The 13,535-nt window shown below is 71.7% G+C and carries 19 protein-coding genes; 6 read left to right on the forward strand and 13 right to left on the reverse strand.

What is annotated here, in order from left to right; translation table 11 throughout:
- Positions 1-73: 73 nt before the first annotated feature.
- The 6 genes from BM314_RS00880 to BM314_RS00905 form a co-directional block, all read right to left on the reverse strand.
- Positions 74-274: a hypothetical protein gene (locus BM314_RS00880; RefSeq protein ID WP_020092074.1), complete on the reverse strand. Its 201-nt coding sequence runs from the start codon at positions 272-274 to the stop codon at positions 74-76.
- A gap of 78 nt (positions 275-352) precedes the next feature.
- Complete coding sequence (locus BM314_RS00885) at positions 353-808, reverse strand: response regulator (protein WP_042675510.1); 456 nt, start codon at positions 806-808, stop codon at positions 353-355.
- 190 nt (positions 809-998) lie between these two features.
- Entirely contained in the window at positions 999-1,871 is an 873-nt protein-coding gene (locus tag BM314_RS00890) for a dienelactone hydrolase family protein (protein WP_020092072.1), read from the reverse strand.
- A gap of 80 nt (positions 1,872-1,951) precedes the next feature.
- Positions 1,952-2,356, reverse strand: a complete 405-nt coding sequence (locus tag BM314_RS00895) for a hypothetical protein (RefSeq protein WP_020092071.1) — start codon at positions 2,354-2,356, stop codon at positions 1,952-1,954.
- Between the two features lie 121 nt (positions 2,357-2,477).
- Positions 2,478-2,912, reverse strand: coding sequence for a DUF192 domain-containing protein (locus BM314_RS00900; protein ID WP_244539821.1), 435 nt, complete (start codon positions 2,910-2,912; stop codon positions 2,478-2,480).
- Between the two features lie 210 nt (positions 2,913-3,122).
- Positions 3,123-3,728, reverse strand: a complete 606-nt coding sequence (locus BM314_RS00905) for a cold-shock protein (protein ID WP_056528802.1) — start codon at positions 3,726-3,728, stop codon at positions 3,123-3,125.
- 353 nt (positions 3,729-4,081) lie between these two features.
- Here BM314_RS00905 and BM314_RS00910 point away from each other — a divergent pair, with 353 nt between their 5' ends.
- Entirely contained in the window at positions 4,082-5,101 is a 1,020-nt protein-coding gene (locus BM314_RS00910; protein WP_091976478.1) for a heparan-alpha-glucosaminide N-acetyltransferase, read from the forward strand.
- A 45-nt stretch (positions 5,102-5,146) separates the two neighbouring features.
- Here the strand turns inward: BM314_RS00910 and efp are convergent, their stop codons facing one another.
- A complete protein-coding gene (gene efp, locus BM314_RS00915; protein WP_199778764.1) occupies positions 5,147-5,770 on the reverse strand; it encodes an elongation factor P in 624 nt (207 codons plus the stop codon).
- 191 nt (positions 5,771-5,961) lie between these two features.
- On the opposite strand from efp, the gene epmA reads away from it, so the two are divergent.
- The 5 genes from epmA to BM314_RS00940 all read left to right on the forward strand — a co-directional run bounded on the left by epmA (position 5,962) and on the right by BM314_RS00940 (position 10,287).
- A complete protein-coding gene (gene epmA, locus BM314_RS00920; RefSeq protein WP_091976480.1) occupies positions 5,962-7,017 on the forward strand; it encodes an EF-P lysine aminoacylase EpmA in 1,056 nt (351 codons plus the stop codon).
- Positions 7,014-8,057: a lysine-2,3-aminomutase-like protein gene (locus BM314_RS00925; protein ID WP_091976481.1), complete on the forward strand. Its 1,044-nt coding sequence runs from the start codon at positions 7,014-7,016 to the stop codon at positions 8,055-8,057. Before epmA ends, BM314_RS00925 begins: the two co-directional genes overlap by 4 nt.
- A 16-nt stretch (positions 8,058-8,073) precedes the next feature.
- Positions 8,074-8,685: a glutathione S-transferase family protein gene (locus tag BM314_RS00930; protein WP_020092064.1), complete on the forward strand. Its 612-nt coding sequence runs from the start codon at positions 8,074-8,076 to the stop codon at positions 8,683-8,685.
- A gap of 100 nt (positions 8,686-8,785) precedes the next feature.
- Positions 8,786-9,436, forward strand: coding sequence for an RraA family protein (locus BM314_RS00935; RefSeq protein ID WP_091976483.1), 651 nt, complete (start codon positions 8,786-8,788; stop codon positions 9,434-9,436).
- Positions 9,437-9,441: 5 nt separating this feature from the next.
- Positions 9,442-10,287, forward strand: a complete 846-nt coding sequence (locus BM314_RS00940; protein ID WP_091976485.1) for a YdcF family protein — start codon at positions 9,442-9,444, stop codon at positions 10,285-10,287.
- Here the strand turns inward: BM314_RS00940 and BM314_RS00945 are convergent.
- From BM314_RS00945 to BM314_RS00970, 6 genes are all read right to left on the reverse strand, one after another.
- Positions 10,206-10,532: a DUF3253 domain-containing protein gene (locus BM314_RS00945; RefSeq protein WP_091976486.1), complete on the reverse strand. Its 327-nt coding sequence runs from the start codon at positions 10,530-10,532 to the stop codon at positions 10,206-10,208. The two genes, BM314_RS00940 and BM314_RS00945, sit on opposite strands and share 82 nt — an antisense overlap.
- Positions 10,529-11,302, reverse strand: a complete 774-nt coding sequence (locus BM314_RS00950) for a DUF599 domain-containing protein (protein WP_020092060.1) — start codon at positions 11,300-11,302, stop codon at positions 10,529-10,531. The genes BM314_RS00945 and BM314_RS00950 overlap by 4 nt, the downstream gene beginning before the upstream one ends.
- A gap of 79 nt (positions 11,303-11,381) precedes the next feature.
- On the reverse strand, positions 11,382-11,666 hold the full coding sequence (locus BM314_RS00955; protein ID WP_091976487.1) for an acylphosphatase: 285 nt from the start codon (positions 11,664-11,666) through the stop codon (positions 11,382-11,384).
- 55 nt (positions 11,667-11,721) lie between these two features.
- A complete protein-coding gene (locus BM314_RS00960; protein ID WP_020092058.1) occupies positions 11,722-12,570 on the reverse strand; it encodes a formate/nitrite transporter family protein in 849 nt (282 codons plus the stop codon).
- Between the two features lie 146 nt (positions 12,571-12,716).
- On the reverse strand, positions 12,717-13,148 hold the full coding sequence (locus BM314_RS00965; RefSeq protein WP_091926687.1) for a gamma-glutamylcyclotransferase family protein: 432 nt from the start codon (positions 13,146-13,148) through the stop codon (positions 12,717-12,719).
- A 17-nt stretch (positions 13,149-13,165) separates the two neighbouring features.
- Positions 13,166-13,516 (reverse strand): hypothetical protein, encoded by a 351-nt coding sequence (locus tag BM314_RS00970; RefSeq protein ID WP_091926686.1) that lies wholly within the window; start codon positions 13,514-13,516, stop codon positions 13,166-13,168.
- Positions 13,517-13,535 lie beyond the last annotated feature (19 nt).

Here is a 13,535-nt window from a genome sequence, read left to right on the forward strand (position 1 = left end):
TGCGCTGAATAGCAGATTCTCTCGTCTTGGCGACCCGCTGGCGCAGTCTCCTGTCAAGGTTCCGCGGCGGAAGCTAGGTCGGGCCGCAGCCCGCGGGACCCGGACGGTCGAGCTGCCGCGCCAGCGCCGCCAATTCCGCCGGCAGGTCGCGATCCGCCGTGCCGTAGACACTGAGCAGCCCCTCCCGGACCGTGTCGAGAACGGCGGATTCCGCCGAATCCCGCGAACCGGGGCGTCGGAGTGAATCGGCGTGGTTGGTTGCGACAATCTTCATGGCGGCGTCGGGGATCGGTTGTACTGCGGAAGTCCGGGCGCGGCGCGCTCCGGAGTGGCGTACAACTGTGCGGCCGCCTCAGGTTTCCAAGCCGGACGGGATTATTTTGCCGCCCGGTCCGATAACGGACGGTCCCGACCCGGCCGAGGGTCGCCCGGCCGCCTGCTCCACCCAGGCGAGGATGTCTTCGGCGCGCCACGGCTTCGGGATGAAGGTCGCCGAGACGCGCAGGTCGCTCGGCTGGTCGCCCGCGTCGCCCGAGGTCAGCAGGACCCGCACGCGCGGCCAAGTCACGCCGATGATCCGCGCGAGCTCGAAGCCGCCGATCGGTCCGGGCGTGCGGACGTCCGAGAAGACGACACTGACCTCGTCCGCGCGATCGTTGAGGATCGCCAGGGCGCGATCGGCGGTCTCGGCCTCGATCACCGTGAAGCCGGTATCCTCCAGCAGCGTGGCCGCGAGGAAGCGCTCGTCGGGCTGGTCCTCCACGACGAGGATCACGGGCTTCTGGCCAGGCTGTACCGAATCGCTCATGGACCAGGACACTCTACAGGGGCTGAACGGCGGTCGCTTCGATCGGTTCAACGCCCGAGCGCCGCGAAGGGCCAGACCCGCGCGGGCACAGATCCTCCTTGGATCCTTGCACGATTGTGAAGTTGTGGCCGTGTCTTGGGTAACACAGCCAACCCGGAACGCGCCCGATCGGGCGTCCTGGGCCGACTATTCAGCCGACGCCGTGCGATTTCAGGAAGGCCAGCGCGCGCTTCCAGCCGTCCTCCGCCGCCTCGCGGCGGTAGCTCGGACGATAATCCGCGTGGAAGCCGTGCGGCGCGTCCGGGTAAACCACGAGTTCGACGCTCTTGCCGGCCGCCCTGGCGCGGTCGCGCGCCTCCTCGACCGCCGCCACGGGGATGCCGGTATCGGCCCCGCCGTAGAGGGCGAGGAGCGGCGCGTGGATCTCGGCCGCCACGTCGCCGGCGGTGCGCGGCTGGATGTCGGTCCGCTCGCCACCGACCGGCCCGTACCAGGCGACGGCCGCCTTCAGGTCGCGACGATGCGCCGCGTAGAGCCACGTGGCGCGCCCGCCGCGGCACCATCCCATGACGCCGAGGCGGTTCGGGTCGCCTTTCGCCGCCGAGGCCGCCCAGGCCACCGTCGCGTCGAGATCGCCGATCCACTGCGCGTCCGGCGTCTTCGCGATGACGTCGCGGATGATCTGCTTCGGATCCGACATGGTCGAGAGGTCGCCCTGGCGGGCGTAGAGCTCGGGGGCCACGGCGCAGTAGCCGGCCTTCGCGAGCCTGCGGCAGATGTCCTTGATGTAATCGTGGACGCCGAAGATCTCCTCGATCACCAGGACGATCGGGAACGGGCCTGCGCCCTCCGGAACCGCGCGGTAGGCCGGCATCGGCCCGTCCGCGGCCGGGATCTTCACCTCGCCGGCCTCGATGCCCGCACTGTCGGTGTGAATCACCTGGGCCTCGACGCGGGTGGTCGCGAGCGTCAGCCCGCTCATCAGGCTCGTCATCACGAAGCCCCGTCGCGACAGGGGCGGCGTGATCAACCCGTCGAGTCCGGCCCGGTCGTGATCCGCCATCATGCTCTCTCCCTCGTTCCGAGGCTGAGGGCTATCCGCGGGCGGCCGCCCGGGTCAAATCGGCCGCCGTCGCCGGGCCCTCAGGCGCCGGCGGCCGCCAGGGCCCGGACGGGCCGCGGGCTGGCGGCGCGCGCCGGCTCGGCGATCTCGCGGGGCTTCAGCATGTCGCCCAGGCTCACGAAGGTCTCGGCGGCCGGCGAGATCACGGCGCGGATGCCGTAGCCCAGCGCGAAGGAGCGAATCAGCTCGGCGTCCCGCGGGATGCCGAACCGGTCGAGAGCGGCGAGGAACGCCTCGCGGAACAGGCTCGGCCGGCACCAGCGCTTCTCGGCCATCTGCAGCGGCCAGTCCCACAGGCCCTCCGCCCGGCGCGTCGCGAGCGCGGAGCGGGCGATGAAGTAGCCGGTCTGGCGGTGCTCGATTCCGTCCGCCTGCACCGACCAGTCGTCGTTGCCGAACAGTTCGACCTCAGCCGCGTCGCCCATCGGGTCCTCCGCCCTGAACCAGCCTTCCGGCGCGCCGGAACATTGCCGGAACACTGGAGCGGAAATCGGCGGTGGTCAAGGCGCTTGTTCCCGGTGCGTTCGCGAATCGCGCGGGCGCGCCTCAGCGGGCCTTGAACATGGCGTGCTCGATCCGGTCGCCCGGGGCGATCCCGAGCTTCGCCGCGGTGCCGGCGTTCAGCTCGAGTACCGCCACCACCGGGCCGCCCGACGGGATGATCGCCGTGGAGAGCGGCTCGGTGTCGGCGGCGATCCGGCTGATCGTCCCGTCGGGCCGGATGAACACCATGTCGAGCGGCAGGTAGGTGTTCTTCATCCACATCGTGACGGGCTGGTTCTGCTCGAAGTCGAACAGCATGCCGTGGTCGGCCGCCATGTGCCGGCGGAACATGAGGCCGCGGGCGCGGGCGGCGTCGTCGCGCATCACCTCGACGTCGAAGCGCTTCGGCCCGGCCTTCGTGACGATCGTCAGCGGCTCCGACTTGGTTGCTGCGGTCCGGGCGGCCGCCTGCGCCACGACGGCGGGCGCCGGGGCGATCGCGGTCAGGGCGAGGCAGGCGATGGCGGCCGCCCGAGCGGTGCGAAGGAGGGATCTCACAGGCTCATGCCTCTCGTGGGATGGCGCGCGGACCTTGAGGCCCGTCGCCCGGTGATAGACCAGGACATGCCGAAGGGGAATCCGGCTCCGGATTTTCCGAGCATCGACAAGGAGATAGGACGGGGTACGCCGGGCCGGGAAAACGCGGCCTCAATGGGACGCGGGCATCGTCCCGTCGATCAGCCGCACCTCCGCCGCCATCACGCCCTTCGAGCCGTCGCCGTAGCGCACCAGGACGGACTCGCCGGGCTTCAGCTCGGCGATCCCGTAGCGCCGCAGCGTCTCCATGTGCACGAAGATGTCCGGCGTCCCGTCGCCGCGGGTCAGGAATCCGAACCCGCGCAGGCGGTTGAACCACTTCACGACGGCGGTCTCGAGCCCGCTGGTCGGCGTCACGGTGACGTGCGTGCGCGGCATCGGCAGCTCGGAGGGATGCACCGCCGTCGCCTGATCGAGGGAGATGACCCGGAAGGCCTGCCAGCCGCGGGGCCGCTCGACGGCCTCGACGACGATGCGGGCGCCCTCGCTGGCCGCCTGGTAGCCGTCGCGCCGCAGGCACGTGACGTGGAGCAGGATGTCGGGCGCACCGTCGTCGGGCACGATGAACCCGAAACCCTTGGAGACGTCGAACCACTTGATGCGGCCGGCCACCTCGACGAGGTCGAGCGCCTCATCCTCGTGCTGATCCAGTTCGCCGGTTCGGGCGACAATCCCCCGCTCGGGGTTCTCCGGCCCGGATCCGCGTTCGTCAGACATGGCCGAGCAACCTACACCGAATCACGCCGCGCGCTCTCCCGGCAAGATTAACGAAGTCCTGATGTCCGGGAAGCCCATTTGGCCGGCAGAACAGTGACGCCAAGTTGCAATCTTGGCGCAAGGAGGCGGGGCCGCAACAGTCGATCGGTCGCAGGCTCGGGCGAAACCGGCGTTTAAGCGTCGGGGCTGCCGAGGGGTTTTCCGGATGCCGGCTCTCCCTCCCGGCACTCTCGCGCACGCCGCTTCGGCGTTCACGTTTCCGAGAGCCGACGCACCCGCTTCGGGCTCGGTCGGAGCGTCCGTCGCACGGCGCGATGGAAAGGACGGCCCCGACATGGTTTGGGTGCACCATCATGTCCGTTGACGTCACCCTCGACCGTCCCGTCGCCGCCCCCCCGGTCGCGCCCGCCTCGCAGCGGCGCCGCCTGCCGGTCATCGACGCGGCGCGGGCGGCCGCCCTGCTGGCGATGGCGAGCTACCACACGCTCTGGGATCTCGGTCACCTGCGGCTGACCGCGGAGAACTACGCGCTGACGCCGACGGGGCGGCACGCCGCCGAGGCGATCGCCGGCACCTTCCTGGTCCTGGTCGGCATCGGCCTCGTGCTGATGAACGGGCGCGGGGTCCGGCTTCGACCGACGCTGCTGCGGCTCGCGCGGATCGGCGGGGCGGCGCTCCTCGTGACCCTCGGCACCTGGGTCATGTTCCCGGACGCCTTCGTGTTCTTCGGCGTGCTCCACTGCATCGCCGTCTCGAGCCTGCTCGGGCTGCCGTTCCTGTTCCTGCCGGTCCCGGTCACCGCCGTCGCGGCCGCGGCCGTGCTCGCCGCGCCGCACGTGGTGCACGCGCCGGTCCTCGACGCGCCGGCCCTGTTCTTCCTCGGCCTCGGCTCGGTGTTGCCGCGGACGAACGACTACGTGCCGCTCTTCCCCTGGTTCGGGCTTGTGCTGGCCGGCATCGTCGTGGGTCGTCTGGCCCTGCCGCGCCTCGCCCGGTCGCGGCTGGGAGCCTGGGCGCCGCGCACGCGGCTCGGCCGCGCCGCCACCTTCGCGGGCCGGCACAGCCTCGCGATCTACCTCATCCACCAGCCGCTGCTGCTGGCGCTGCTGACCGGGCTCGTCACGGTGGTCGGCGCCAATCCGCGCGCCGGGCTGCGGGCGTTCCGCGCCGATTACGTGACGATCTGCGCGCGCACCGGCGGCGAGCCGCCGCTCTGCCGCATCGCCGCCCGCTGCACCTCGGAGGCGCTCCTCCGCGAGGACCTGTTCCGGGAGGATGGCCGTCCCTTCAGCGGGACGGAGCGCCTGCGCGCGCAGGCGATCTCGCAGGGCTGCTACGCCACCCTGGAGGCTGCCACGCGATCCGCGCGCTGAACGCGGCGACCGACCTCGCAGGGTTGGTCGCCGGCGCGGACCGGATCAGTCCTTGGCGCGTTCGACGTAGGATCCGTCGGCCGTCATGACGACGACGCGGGTGCCGGCGGCGATGTGGGGCGGCACGGTCGTGCGCACGCCGTTCGACAGGGTCGCGGGCTTGTAGGACGACGAGGCGGTCTGGCCCTTCAGGACCGGCTCGGTCTCGGCGACCTCGAGCGTGACACGCTGGGGCAGCTCGATGGTCAGCGGGACGCCGTTATGGACGGAGAGCATCACCGCCATGCCCTCCTGAAGGTACGGGGCGGCGTCGCCGACCACGTCCTGCGGCACCGCGATCTGCTCGTAGTTCTCGGGGTTCATGAAATGGAACCCCTCGCCGTCGCTGTAGAGGAAGGTGTGCTCGCGATCCTCCACGAAGGCGCGCTCGACCTGCTCGGTCGTCCGGTAGCGCTCGGACACCTTCACGCCGTCCGTGATCCGGCGCATGTCGAGCTGGGTCACCGGGGTGCCCTTGCCGGGGTGGATGTTCTCGGCGAACAGGATCACGTAGAGCTTGCCGTCCTTCTCGACGACGTTGCCCTTACGGAGCGTTGAGGCGATCACCTTCACGGAATTGCGTCCTGCATTGACATGGGGGCCGGCACGCGCCAAGCGCGGGCGCTGCATCTCGGACCCCGCCACTATCGCATCTGCGCCGCGGTTGCCAGCGGGCGGGCGTGGACCGTCGATGGCAACCGGCATCGGCCGCGGCGCGTCTCCGCGGCCCGGAGCCAGTCAGGTCCGAGGATGAGAGTGCTCCAGAACGCGACGCGTCCCGGTCGGAGCCGGCCGGTCCCGATCCGGCTCAGAGGCCGGTCGTGAGCGGACCCGCCTCCCCCTGGTGGTCGGCCGGCCGCCACGCCGACCGGCGCCCGGCGCTGCTCCTGCGCAACCGCGTCCTCGCCGCGTTCCGCGCGTGGTTCGCGGACCGCGACTTCGTCGAGGCCGAGGCCGCCTGCCTGCAGGTCTCGCCCGGCAACGAGGCGCACCTGTCCGCCTTCGCCACCGAGGCCGTCGGCGCGAGCGGCGCCCGCACGCCCCTGTACCTGCACACCTCGCCGGAATTCGCCTGCAAGAAGCTGCTGGCGGCGGGCGAGCCACGACTGTTCAGCGTCGCCAGGGTATTCCGAAACCGCGAGCGCGGGCCGCTGCACCATCCCGAGTTCACGATGCTCGAGTGGTACCGGGCCGGCGCCCCCTACACGGCGCTGATGGCGGATTGCGCCGACCTGCTCGCCGGCGCGGCCGAGACCGCCGGCGCCCGCCGCTTCACCTTCCGCGACCGGGAGACGGACCCCTTCGCCGAGCCGGAGCGCCTGACCCTGGCCGAGGCCTTCGACCGCTTCGCCGGGATCGACCTGCTGGCGAGCGTCGCGCCGGGCGGCGAGACGGACCGCGGGACACTGGCCGCCGCCGTCGCGGCCTCCGGCCTCCGGGTCGCCCCGGACGATACCTGGGCCGACCTGTTCTCCCGCGTCCTCGTCGCGCGGATCGAGCCGCATCTCGGCCTCGGCCGCCCGACCATCCTGTGCGAGTACCCGATCAGCGAGGCCGCCCTCGCCCGTCCGGCGCCGCACGACCCGCGGGTGGCCGAGCGGTTCGAGCTCTACGCCTGCGGCGTCGAGCTGGCCAACGCGTTCGGCGAGCTGACCGACCCGGCGGAGCAGCGCCGCCGGTTCGAGGCCGAGATGGCCGAGAAGCAGCGGGTCTACGGCGAGCGCTACCCGATCGACGACGAGTTCCTCGCGGCGCTGGCCGTCATGCCGGAGGCGTCGGGAGTCGCCCTGGGCTTCGACCGCCTGGCGATGCTGGCCTGCGGGGCTACCCGGGTCGAGGACGTGATCTGGACTCCCGTGGCGGAGACGCGGCCATGAACCGGGTCCTGCGCAGCGCGGACGACCTCCTCACCGCCGGCCTGATCTCGGGGGCGGAGGCCGAGGCCCTCGGCGCCGTCCTCGCGCGCTACGCGGTCTCGGTGACGCCCGACATGGCCGAGTTGATCGACCCGCAGGACCCCGACGACCCGATCGGCCGCCAGTTCGTGCCCCGCGCCGCGGAAGCCGTGGCGACGCCGGAGGAGCGCGCCGACCCGATCGGCGACGCCGCCCACGCCCCGGTGACCGGGATCGTGCACCGCTACCCGGACCGCGTGCTCCTGAAGCCGCTCCACGTCTGCCCGGTCTACTGCCGCTTCTGCTTCCGCCGGGAGATGGTCGGGCCCGACGGGCTCGGGACGCTCACCGACGCCGAACTCGACGCCGCCCTCGCCTACATCGCGCAGGATCCGCGGATCTGGGAGGTGGTGCTCACCGGCGGCGACCCGTTCGCGCTCTCGCCGCGCCGCCTCGGCGCCATCGCGGAGCGCCTCGCCGCCATCCCCCATGTCCGGGTCATGCGGGTCCACACGCGCGTGCCCGTGGTGAAGCCCGATCTCGTCTCCGATGCCCTGGTCCAGGCGCTCAAGCGGTTCGGGCGGGCGGTCTTCGTCGCCGTGCACGCGAACCATCCGCGGGAATTCACCGCCGCCGCCAGCGCCGCCTGCGCCCGGCTGGTCGATGCCGGCATTCCCCTGGTCAGCCAGTCGGTGCTCCTGCGCGGCGTCAACGACGAGGCCGCGACCCTCGAGGCGCTGATGCGGATCCTCGTCGAGAACCGGATCAAACCGTACTATCTCCACCACGGCGACTTGGCCCCCGGGACGGCCCACCTGCGCACGGACGTGCCCAAGGGGCAGGCGCTGATGCGCGCCCTGCGCGGCCGCCTCTCCGGCCTCGCCCAGCCGACCTACGTGCTCGACATTCCCGGCGGCCACGGCAAGGTGCCGATCGGACCGGGCTACCTGCACGACACCCCCGACGGGGTGCGCGTGACCGATCCGGGCGGGCAGGACCACGCCTACCCGCCGAAGGCGTGACGGAGACTCTTCGATTATGCGCAGGCTTTGGGGCCGCCTCACCTCGGTGAACGTGCAGAAGGCGGTGTGGGGACTCGACGAGACGGGCCTGCCGTACGAGCGGGTCGAGGCCGGCGGCGCCCACGGGGTCGTCGACGACCCCGGCTACCGCGCGATGAACCCGAACGGCCTCGTCCCGACCTTGGAGGAGGACGGCTTCGTCCTGTGGGAATCCAACGCGATCCTCCGCTACCTGGCGGCGGTGAGCCCGGCCCTGGCCCTGCCGGCTGACCCCCGGGCGCGCGCCCACGCGGAGCAGTGGCTCGACTGGCAGGCCACGAGCTTCACGCCGGCCATGCGCGACGCCTTCTGGCAGCTCTACCGCGCGGCCGATCCGGACCGCGGCCTGATCGCCGCATCGCTGAAGAAGAGCGAGGCCATGGCGGAGATCCTCGACCGCCATCTCGCGGACCGGACCTACGCGGTCGGCGACAGCTTCGGCATCGCTGACATCGCCCTCGGCTGCGCGGCGCATCGCTGGCTGAACCTTCCGGCCGAGCGGATCGAGCGCCCGGCGCTGCGGCGCTGGTACGACCGGATCGCCGTCCGGCCCGGTGCCGCCCGGGCGCTCGGCGAGCCCATCGCCTGACGGCCGCCGCGGGCGCCCGGAGCCTTGCCGGCACGCCCGCGCGATCCACCTTCCCCGACCGCGCCGCCCGGACCGGGACCGGCCTTTCACGGAGCCCCCGATGGCGATCGACCCAACCCTGCGCGACGCGCTCTCCGCCGTGACACCGGCGAGCCTCGCCCGCGCCCTTGCGCGGGCCGGGGTGAAGGCCTGCACGCCACACGGGCTCTCGGCGCGGGGGAGCGGAACCGTGGTCGGGCCCGCCTACACGATGCGGATGATCCCGGCCCGCGACGACGCCGCGGGCGATCTCGCCGCGGCCATCGATGCCGTCCCCGAAGGCGCTGTGGTCGTGATCGATGCCGCGGCCTCCGCCCTCGCCCTGCCATTCGGAGCGATCCTGGCGGCACGCCTCGCCCAGCGCGGCGCCGTCGGTCTGATCACCGACGCGGCCCTGCCCGAGGAGATCGGCCTCCCCGCCTGGTGCCGGCCGGCCGCGGCCATAGGGGCCCTGGCCCTGGTCGGCACGCAGGAGCGCGTCGCCTGCGGCGGCGCCGCCATCCATCCCGGCGATATCCTGGTCGGCGACTCGAGCGGCCTCGTCGCCGTGCCGGCGGCGCTCGCCGAGCGGGTCGCCCTGGAGGCCGTCGAGCAGCAGCGCCTCGATCTCTGGATCCAGCGCGAGGTCGAGCGCGGCGCCGACCTCGCGAGTCTCCTTCCGCCGGACGCCGCGGCGCTCGCCCGGTTCGAGGCCGAGACGAAGCCGGCCTGAGCACCGTGTTCTTCCCCGTCTCGAAGGTGATCTTCTTCCTGATCACCCCGTCGAACTTCTGCATCTTCGCGATCCTGCTCGGGATCGCCGTCGCGGCGGTGACGCGGTGGCGGAGGGCCGGCCTCGGTCTGGCGCTGCTCGGCACCCTGCTGCTCGGCGCGGCCGGGCTGGCGCCCCTGTCGGACGTGGCCCTGATCCCCCTCGAGCAGCGCTTCCCCGCCTATCCGGATGACGGGCCGGCCCCGGCCGGGATCATCGTGCTGGGCGGCGGCATCGAGACGGGCCTCTCGGAGGCGCGTCGCCAGATCGTCGTCAACGATGCCGGCGAGCGGCCGATCTATCTCGCCGACCTCGCCCGGCGCTACCCGGCGGCGCGGCTGGTCTTCTCCGGCGGCAGCGGCTTCATCGCGGGCGGCATGGCCGAAGCCGACATCGTGAGCCGGCAGGCGGACGTGATCGGCGTGCCGCGGACGCGCCTTATCCTGGAGAACCGCTCGCGCAATACCCACGAGAACGCCGCCTTCTCGGCGGCCCTGGTCCAGCCGAAGCCCGGCGAGCGCTGGCTGCTCGTGACCTCGGCCTGGCACATGCCCCGGGCGGTCGGCTGCTTCCGGCAGGCCGGATTCGCGGTGGACGCGTTCCCGGTGGATTACCGGACCCGAGGCTGGAGCGACGTCGCGCATTTCCACGGCTTCGCGTCGGACGGGCTGCTCCAGTTCGACCTGGCCGTGAAGGAGTGGATCGGCCTCGTCGCCTACCGCCTGTCCGGCTACACGCCGGACTGGCTGCCGGGACCGGATTCCGGGGGGGCTTCCGAGGCCGCATCGGAGGTCGGCAGCGACAGGCGGTAGATCCCGCGGAAATCGTCCGGGTCGACGGGCTTCCCCTTCCGCAGGATCGCGATCCGCCCGGCATGGGCGAGCCGCACCGCGACCCGGCGGACCGGCTGCATCAGCGGGCCCCAGCCGTCCGGGTGCGGGCCGCCGAGGGCGCGGGCGACCTCCGAGGGGCAGACGGTCTTGTCGGCGCCGCGCTCGGCCACGAGGCGCAGCATCGCCGTCTCGATCGCGGCGTCGTCGGGTCGTGGGTCGGTCATGTGCGGGCCTCTTCGGCGGGCGACAGGAGCGGCGCCTCGAGCGGTCCCTCGTGAGGCCCCTCCCCGGCTTCGAGGAGCGCCTTGCGGATCTCCGAAGCAAACTGGCGGCGCCACATGATGATCACGACGGCCGTCGTCGAGACGAACAGCACGTAGGGGCTGATGAACCAGCCGAGATAGGCCAGTGCGAAGAAGAACGCGCGCTGACCGCGGGCGAAGTGCCGCCCGGCGCTGACGTTCATGGCCGCGAGCCGCCGCACCGCCCGCAGCATCTCGACGTCGCTCGTGCCGGACCCCTTGTGCGGCACGGCGCCCAGCAGGATCGCCGTGTAATTGAACAGCCTGTAGGCCCAGGCGAATTTGAAGAACGCGTAGACGAAGATCAGCGCGAGGCCGGCGACCTTCAGCTCCCAGGTCAGGCGATTGGCCACCGTCCCGAAGGGCAGCGTGGCGAACAGGTTCAGGACGTCGTCCCCGGAGCGCGACAGGGTCAGGACGGAACCCAGCGCGATGAGCGAGGTCGAGGCGAAGAAGGCCGTGCCGTTCTGCAGCGACGCGTTGATCTGCGTGTCGACCACCCGGTTGTCGCGGCCGATGACCTGGCGCGCCCAGTTGGCCCGGTGGCCGTTCATGATCTGGCTGAGGGAGACCATCCTGCCGCGCAGCCGGCCGACGGACAGGCCGTAGGCGATCCAGGCGAGGACGAAGTAGAGCAGCGCCGCGAGATCGAGATGCGAGAAGGCGGCGCTGCCGGCGGACAGGTCGGTCATGGTCTCCGGATGGCGGATACGCGAAGGGGCCGTCCGCCATACCAGTCCGCGGGCGCGCGCTGAACCCGCGGCGGCGATCTCAGTCGCGCAGGATCCGGAATTCGCCGTCGCGCGGCACGTCGCCGCCGTCCCGCGCGGCCACGTCGGTCACGCGCGCACCCGGCGGACCCAACCGGCACAGGGCCGCCATCTCCGCCACGGCTTCCGGCGCGCCGCTGAATACCGCCTCGACCGTGCCGTCGTCGCGGTTGCGCACGGAGCCGGCGAGGCCGCGGGCGCGGGCCTCGGACTGCGTCCAGGCCCGGTAGGACACGCCCTGGACGCGACCGGTGACGATGACGGAGATCGTCCGGGTCTCGCTCATGCGGGCGCGGTCTCGCCTGGAAGGGCCCGCGCCGGCGGCGCGGGCCGGGATGGCCTCACTCGGCCGCGATCGGGCGACGCATGCCGGCGCCGAGGGCCGGGGTCCGCGTCGCGCCGGTGCGGACATGCGTGGAGTAGAGCATCAGGCCCGTGAAGGCGATGCCGCCCACGATGTTCCCGATCAGCGTCGGGATCTCGTTCCAGAGCAGGTAGTCCATCACCGTCAGGTGGCCGCCCATGAGGATCGCCGACGGGAACAGGAACATGTTCACCACCGAGTGCTCGAAGGTCATGAAGAAGAACACCGTGATCGGCATCCACATCGCGATGACCTTGCCAGGCACCGAGGTCGACAGCATGGCGCCGATGACGCCGGTCGAGACCATCCAGTTGCACAGCATGGCGCGGACGAAGAGCGTCAGCATCCCCGAGGCGCCGTACTTCTCGTAGCCGAGGGTGCGCGCCTCGCCGATCCCGGCGATGAGCTTGCCGACGGCGTTCGGCTCGGTGGCGAAGCCGAAGGTGAAGACGATCGACATCATCACCGCGGTGGTCAGGGCGCCCGCGAAGTTGCCGAAGAAGACCAGCACCCAGTTGCGGGCGACGCCGGCCACGGTGACGCCGGGGCGCTTGTCGATGAGGGCGAGCGGCGTGAGCACGCAGACGCCGGTGAACAGGTCGTAGCCGAGAAGGTACAGCATCGAGAAGCCGACCGGGAACAGCAGCGCCGCGACCAGCGGCTGGCCGGTCGCCTGGTTGACGCTCACCGCGAAGGCGGCGGCGAGCGCCAGGATCGCGCCGGCCATGTAGGCCCGGATGAACGTGTCCTTGGTAGCCATGAAGACCTTCGCCTCACCGGCATCGACGGCCTTCTTCACGAAATCGGCGGGCGCCAGATACGACATGCACAACTCTCCCTCGCGAACGCACGCCGATCGTCGTTGACCGACGGGCGCGCCGCGCAATCACGGATGGCCGGACGGGCGCGGTGCTGCCGCTCGCCCTCCAGCTCGCTCGTGGGCAAGCATGTCGCGTACCAACTGCGCGACGCTCAGGCGGGCAGGCCGCGGGTCCAGGTGCCGAGTTCCCGAAGATAGGCGGGCGGCAGCTGCGCCGCGCGCGCCGCCGCGACGACCGCCTCCAGGTACCCGGGCCTCGGACGGCCGGGCGCCGTCGAGCATCCGCGATAGATCAGGGCGCGCTTGACGCCCTCCCCGGTGCGGACCGGCAGCGCCGCCTTGGTGTAGAGACCCCCGGCGACACCCTCGTAGCGGTCGAGGGCCGGGATGTCGTCGGGAGCGAGTTCCCACAGGACGCCCCAGACGGTGCGCCTTGGATCGGGCACGACGGACGCGTAGCCCTCGCGCATGATGATGAAGCGGTGGTTCGGCAGATGTCCGCCGCCGATCAGCCGCGAAACCGGGCAGCGCAGCGCCATCGCGGCGGCATCCATGTTGGCGCCGTAGGCGAAATAGAGGGGCATGCCGGAGCTGTGAGAGCCTACTCGCCCGCTGGGGGATCGAGGCGATGCGCGGCCCGCTCGTTCGCGCGCACGGCCGCGTAGGCGATCGCCAGCGTGATCGCCGGAATGCCGAACGTTACGAAGATCCAGTCGTAGTTCACGGCTTCAGGCTCCGGAGGGCACGCCTCGCACCGTAACAGTAGTGCGCAGCCGGTCCCCAGCCAAACGAGCGTGAAGATCGCGTTCTCGACGCGCAGCGCCGGTGCACTCGGCACACCGAAGCTCGCGGCCGTCATCGGCGTGACGAAGCCGATGACGACGTAGGCAACGGCGATGTTGTTCAGCGCCGTCGCCAGCAGCTTGGTCTGCTCGTTGTGAACCGCGGTCACGGCCGCGAGCGCGACGCGT

Source organism: Methylobacterium sp. 13MFTsu3.1M2, assembly GCF_900112625.1.
Lineage (GTDB): Bacteria > Pseudomonadota > Alphaproteobacteria > Rhizobiales > Beijerinckiaceae > Methylobacterium.

What these genes read in the sequence shown, in the direction of transcription:
- BM314_RS00880 (WP_020092074.1), bottom strand. Translation starts at nt 274, where the DNA reads ATGAAGATTGTCGCAACCAACCACGCCGATTCACTCCGACGCCCCGGT.
- BM314_RS00885 (WP_042675510.1), bottom strand. Translation starts at nt 808, where the DNA reads ATGAGCGATTCGGTACAGCCTGGCCAGAAGCCCGTGATCCTCGTCGTG.
- BM314_RS00890 (WP_020092072.1), bottom strand. Translation starts at nt 1,871, where the DNA reads ATGGCGGATCACGACCGGGCCGGACTCGACGGGTTGATCACGCCGCCC.
- BM314_RS00895 (WP_020092071.1), bottom strand. Translation starts at nt 2,356, where the DNA reads ATGGGCGACGCGGCTGAGGTCGAACTGTTCGGCAACGACGACTGGTCG.
- BM314_RS00905 (WP_056528802.1), bottom strand. Translation starts at nt 3,728, where the DNA reads ATGTCTGACGAACGCGGATCCGGGCCGGAGAACCCCGAGCGGGGGATT.
- BM314_RS00910 (WP_091976478.1), top strand. Translation starts at nt 4,082, where the DNA reads ATGTCCGTTGACGTCACCCTCGACCGTCCCGTCGCCGCCCCCCCGGTC.
- efp (WP_199778764.1), bottom strand. Translation starts at nt 5,770, where the DNA reads ATGCAGCGCCCGCGCTTGGCGCGTGCCGGCCCCCATGTCAATGCAGGA.
- BM314_RS00925 (WP_091976481.1), top strand. Translation starts at nt 7,014, where the DNA reads ATGAACCGGGTCCTGCGCAGCGCGGACGACCTCCTCACCGCCGGCCTG.
- BM314_RS00930 (WP_020092064.1), top strand. Translation starts at nt 8,074, where the DNA reads ATGCGCAGGCTTTGGGGCCGCCTCACCTCGGTGAACGTGCAGAAGGCG.
- BM314_RS00935 (WP_091976483.1), top strand. Translation starts at nt 8,786, where the DNA reads ATGGCGATCGACCCAACCCTGCGCGACGCGCTCTCCGCCGTGACACCG.
- BM314_RS00945 (WP_091976486.1), bottom strand. Translation starts at nt 10,532, where the DNA reads ATGACCGACCCACGACCCGACGACGCCGCGATCGAGACGGCGATGCTG.
- BM314_RS00950 (WP_020092060.1), bottom strand. Translation starts at nt 11,302, where the DNA reads ATGACCGACCTGTCCGCCGGCAGCGCCGCCTTCTCGCATCTCGATCTC.
- BM314_RS00955 (WP_091976487.1), bottom strand. Translation starts at nt 11,666, where the DNA reads ATGAGCGAGACCCGGACGATCTCCGTCATCGTCACCGGTCGCGTCCAG.
- BM314_RS00960 (WP_020092058.1), bottom strand. Translation starts at nt 12,570, where the DNA reads ATGTCGTATCTGGCGCCCGCCGATTTCGTGAAGAAGGCCGTCGATGCC.
- BM314_RS00965 (WP_091926687.1), bottom strand. Translation starts at nt 13,148, where the DNA reads ATGCCCCTCTATTTCGCCTACGGCGCCAACATGGATGCCGCCGCGATG.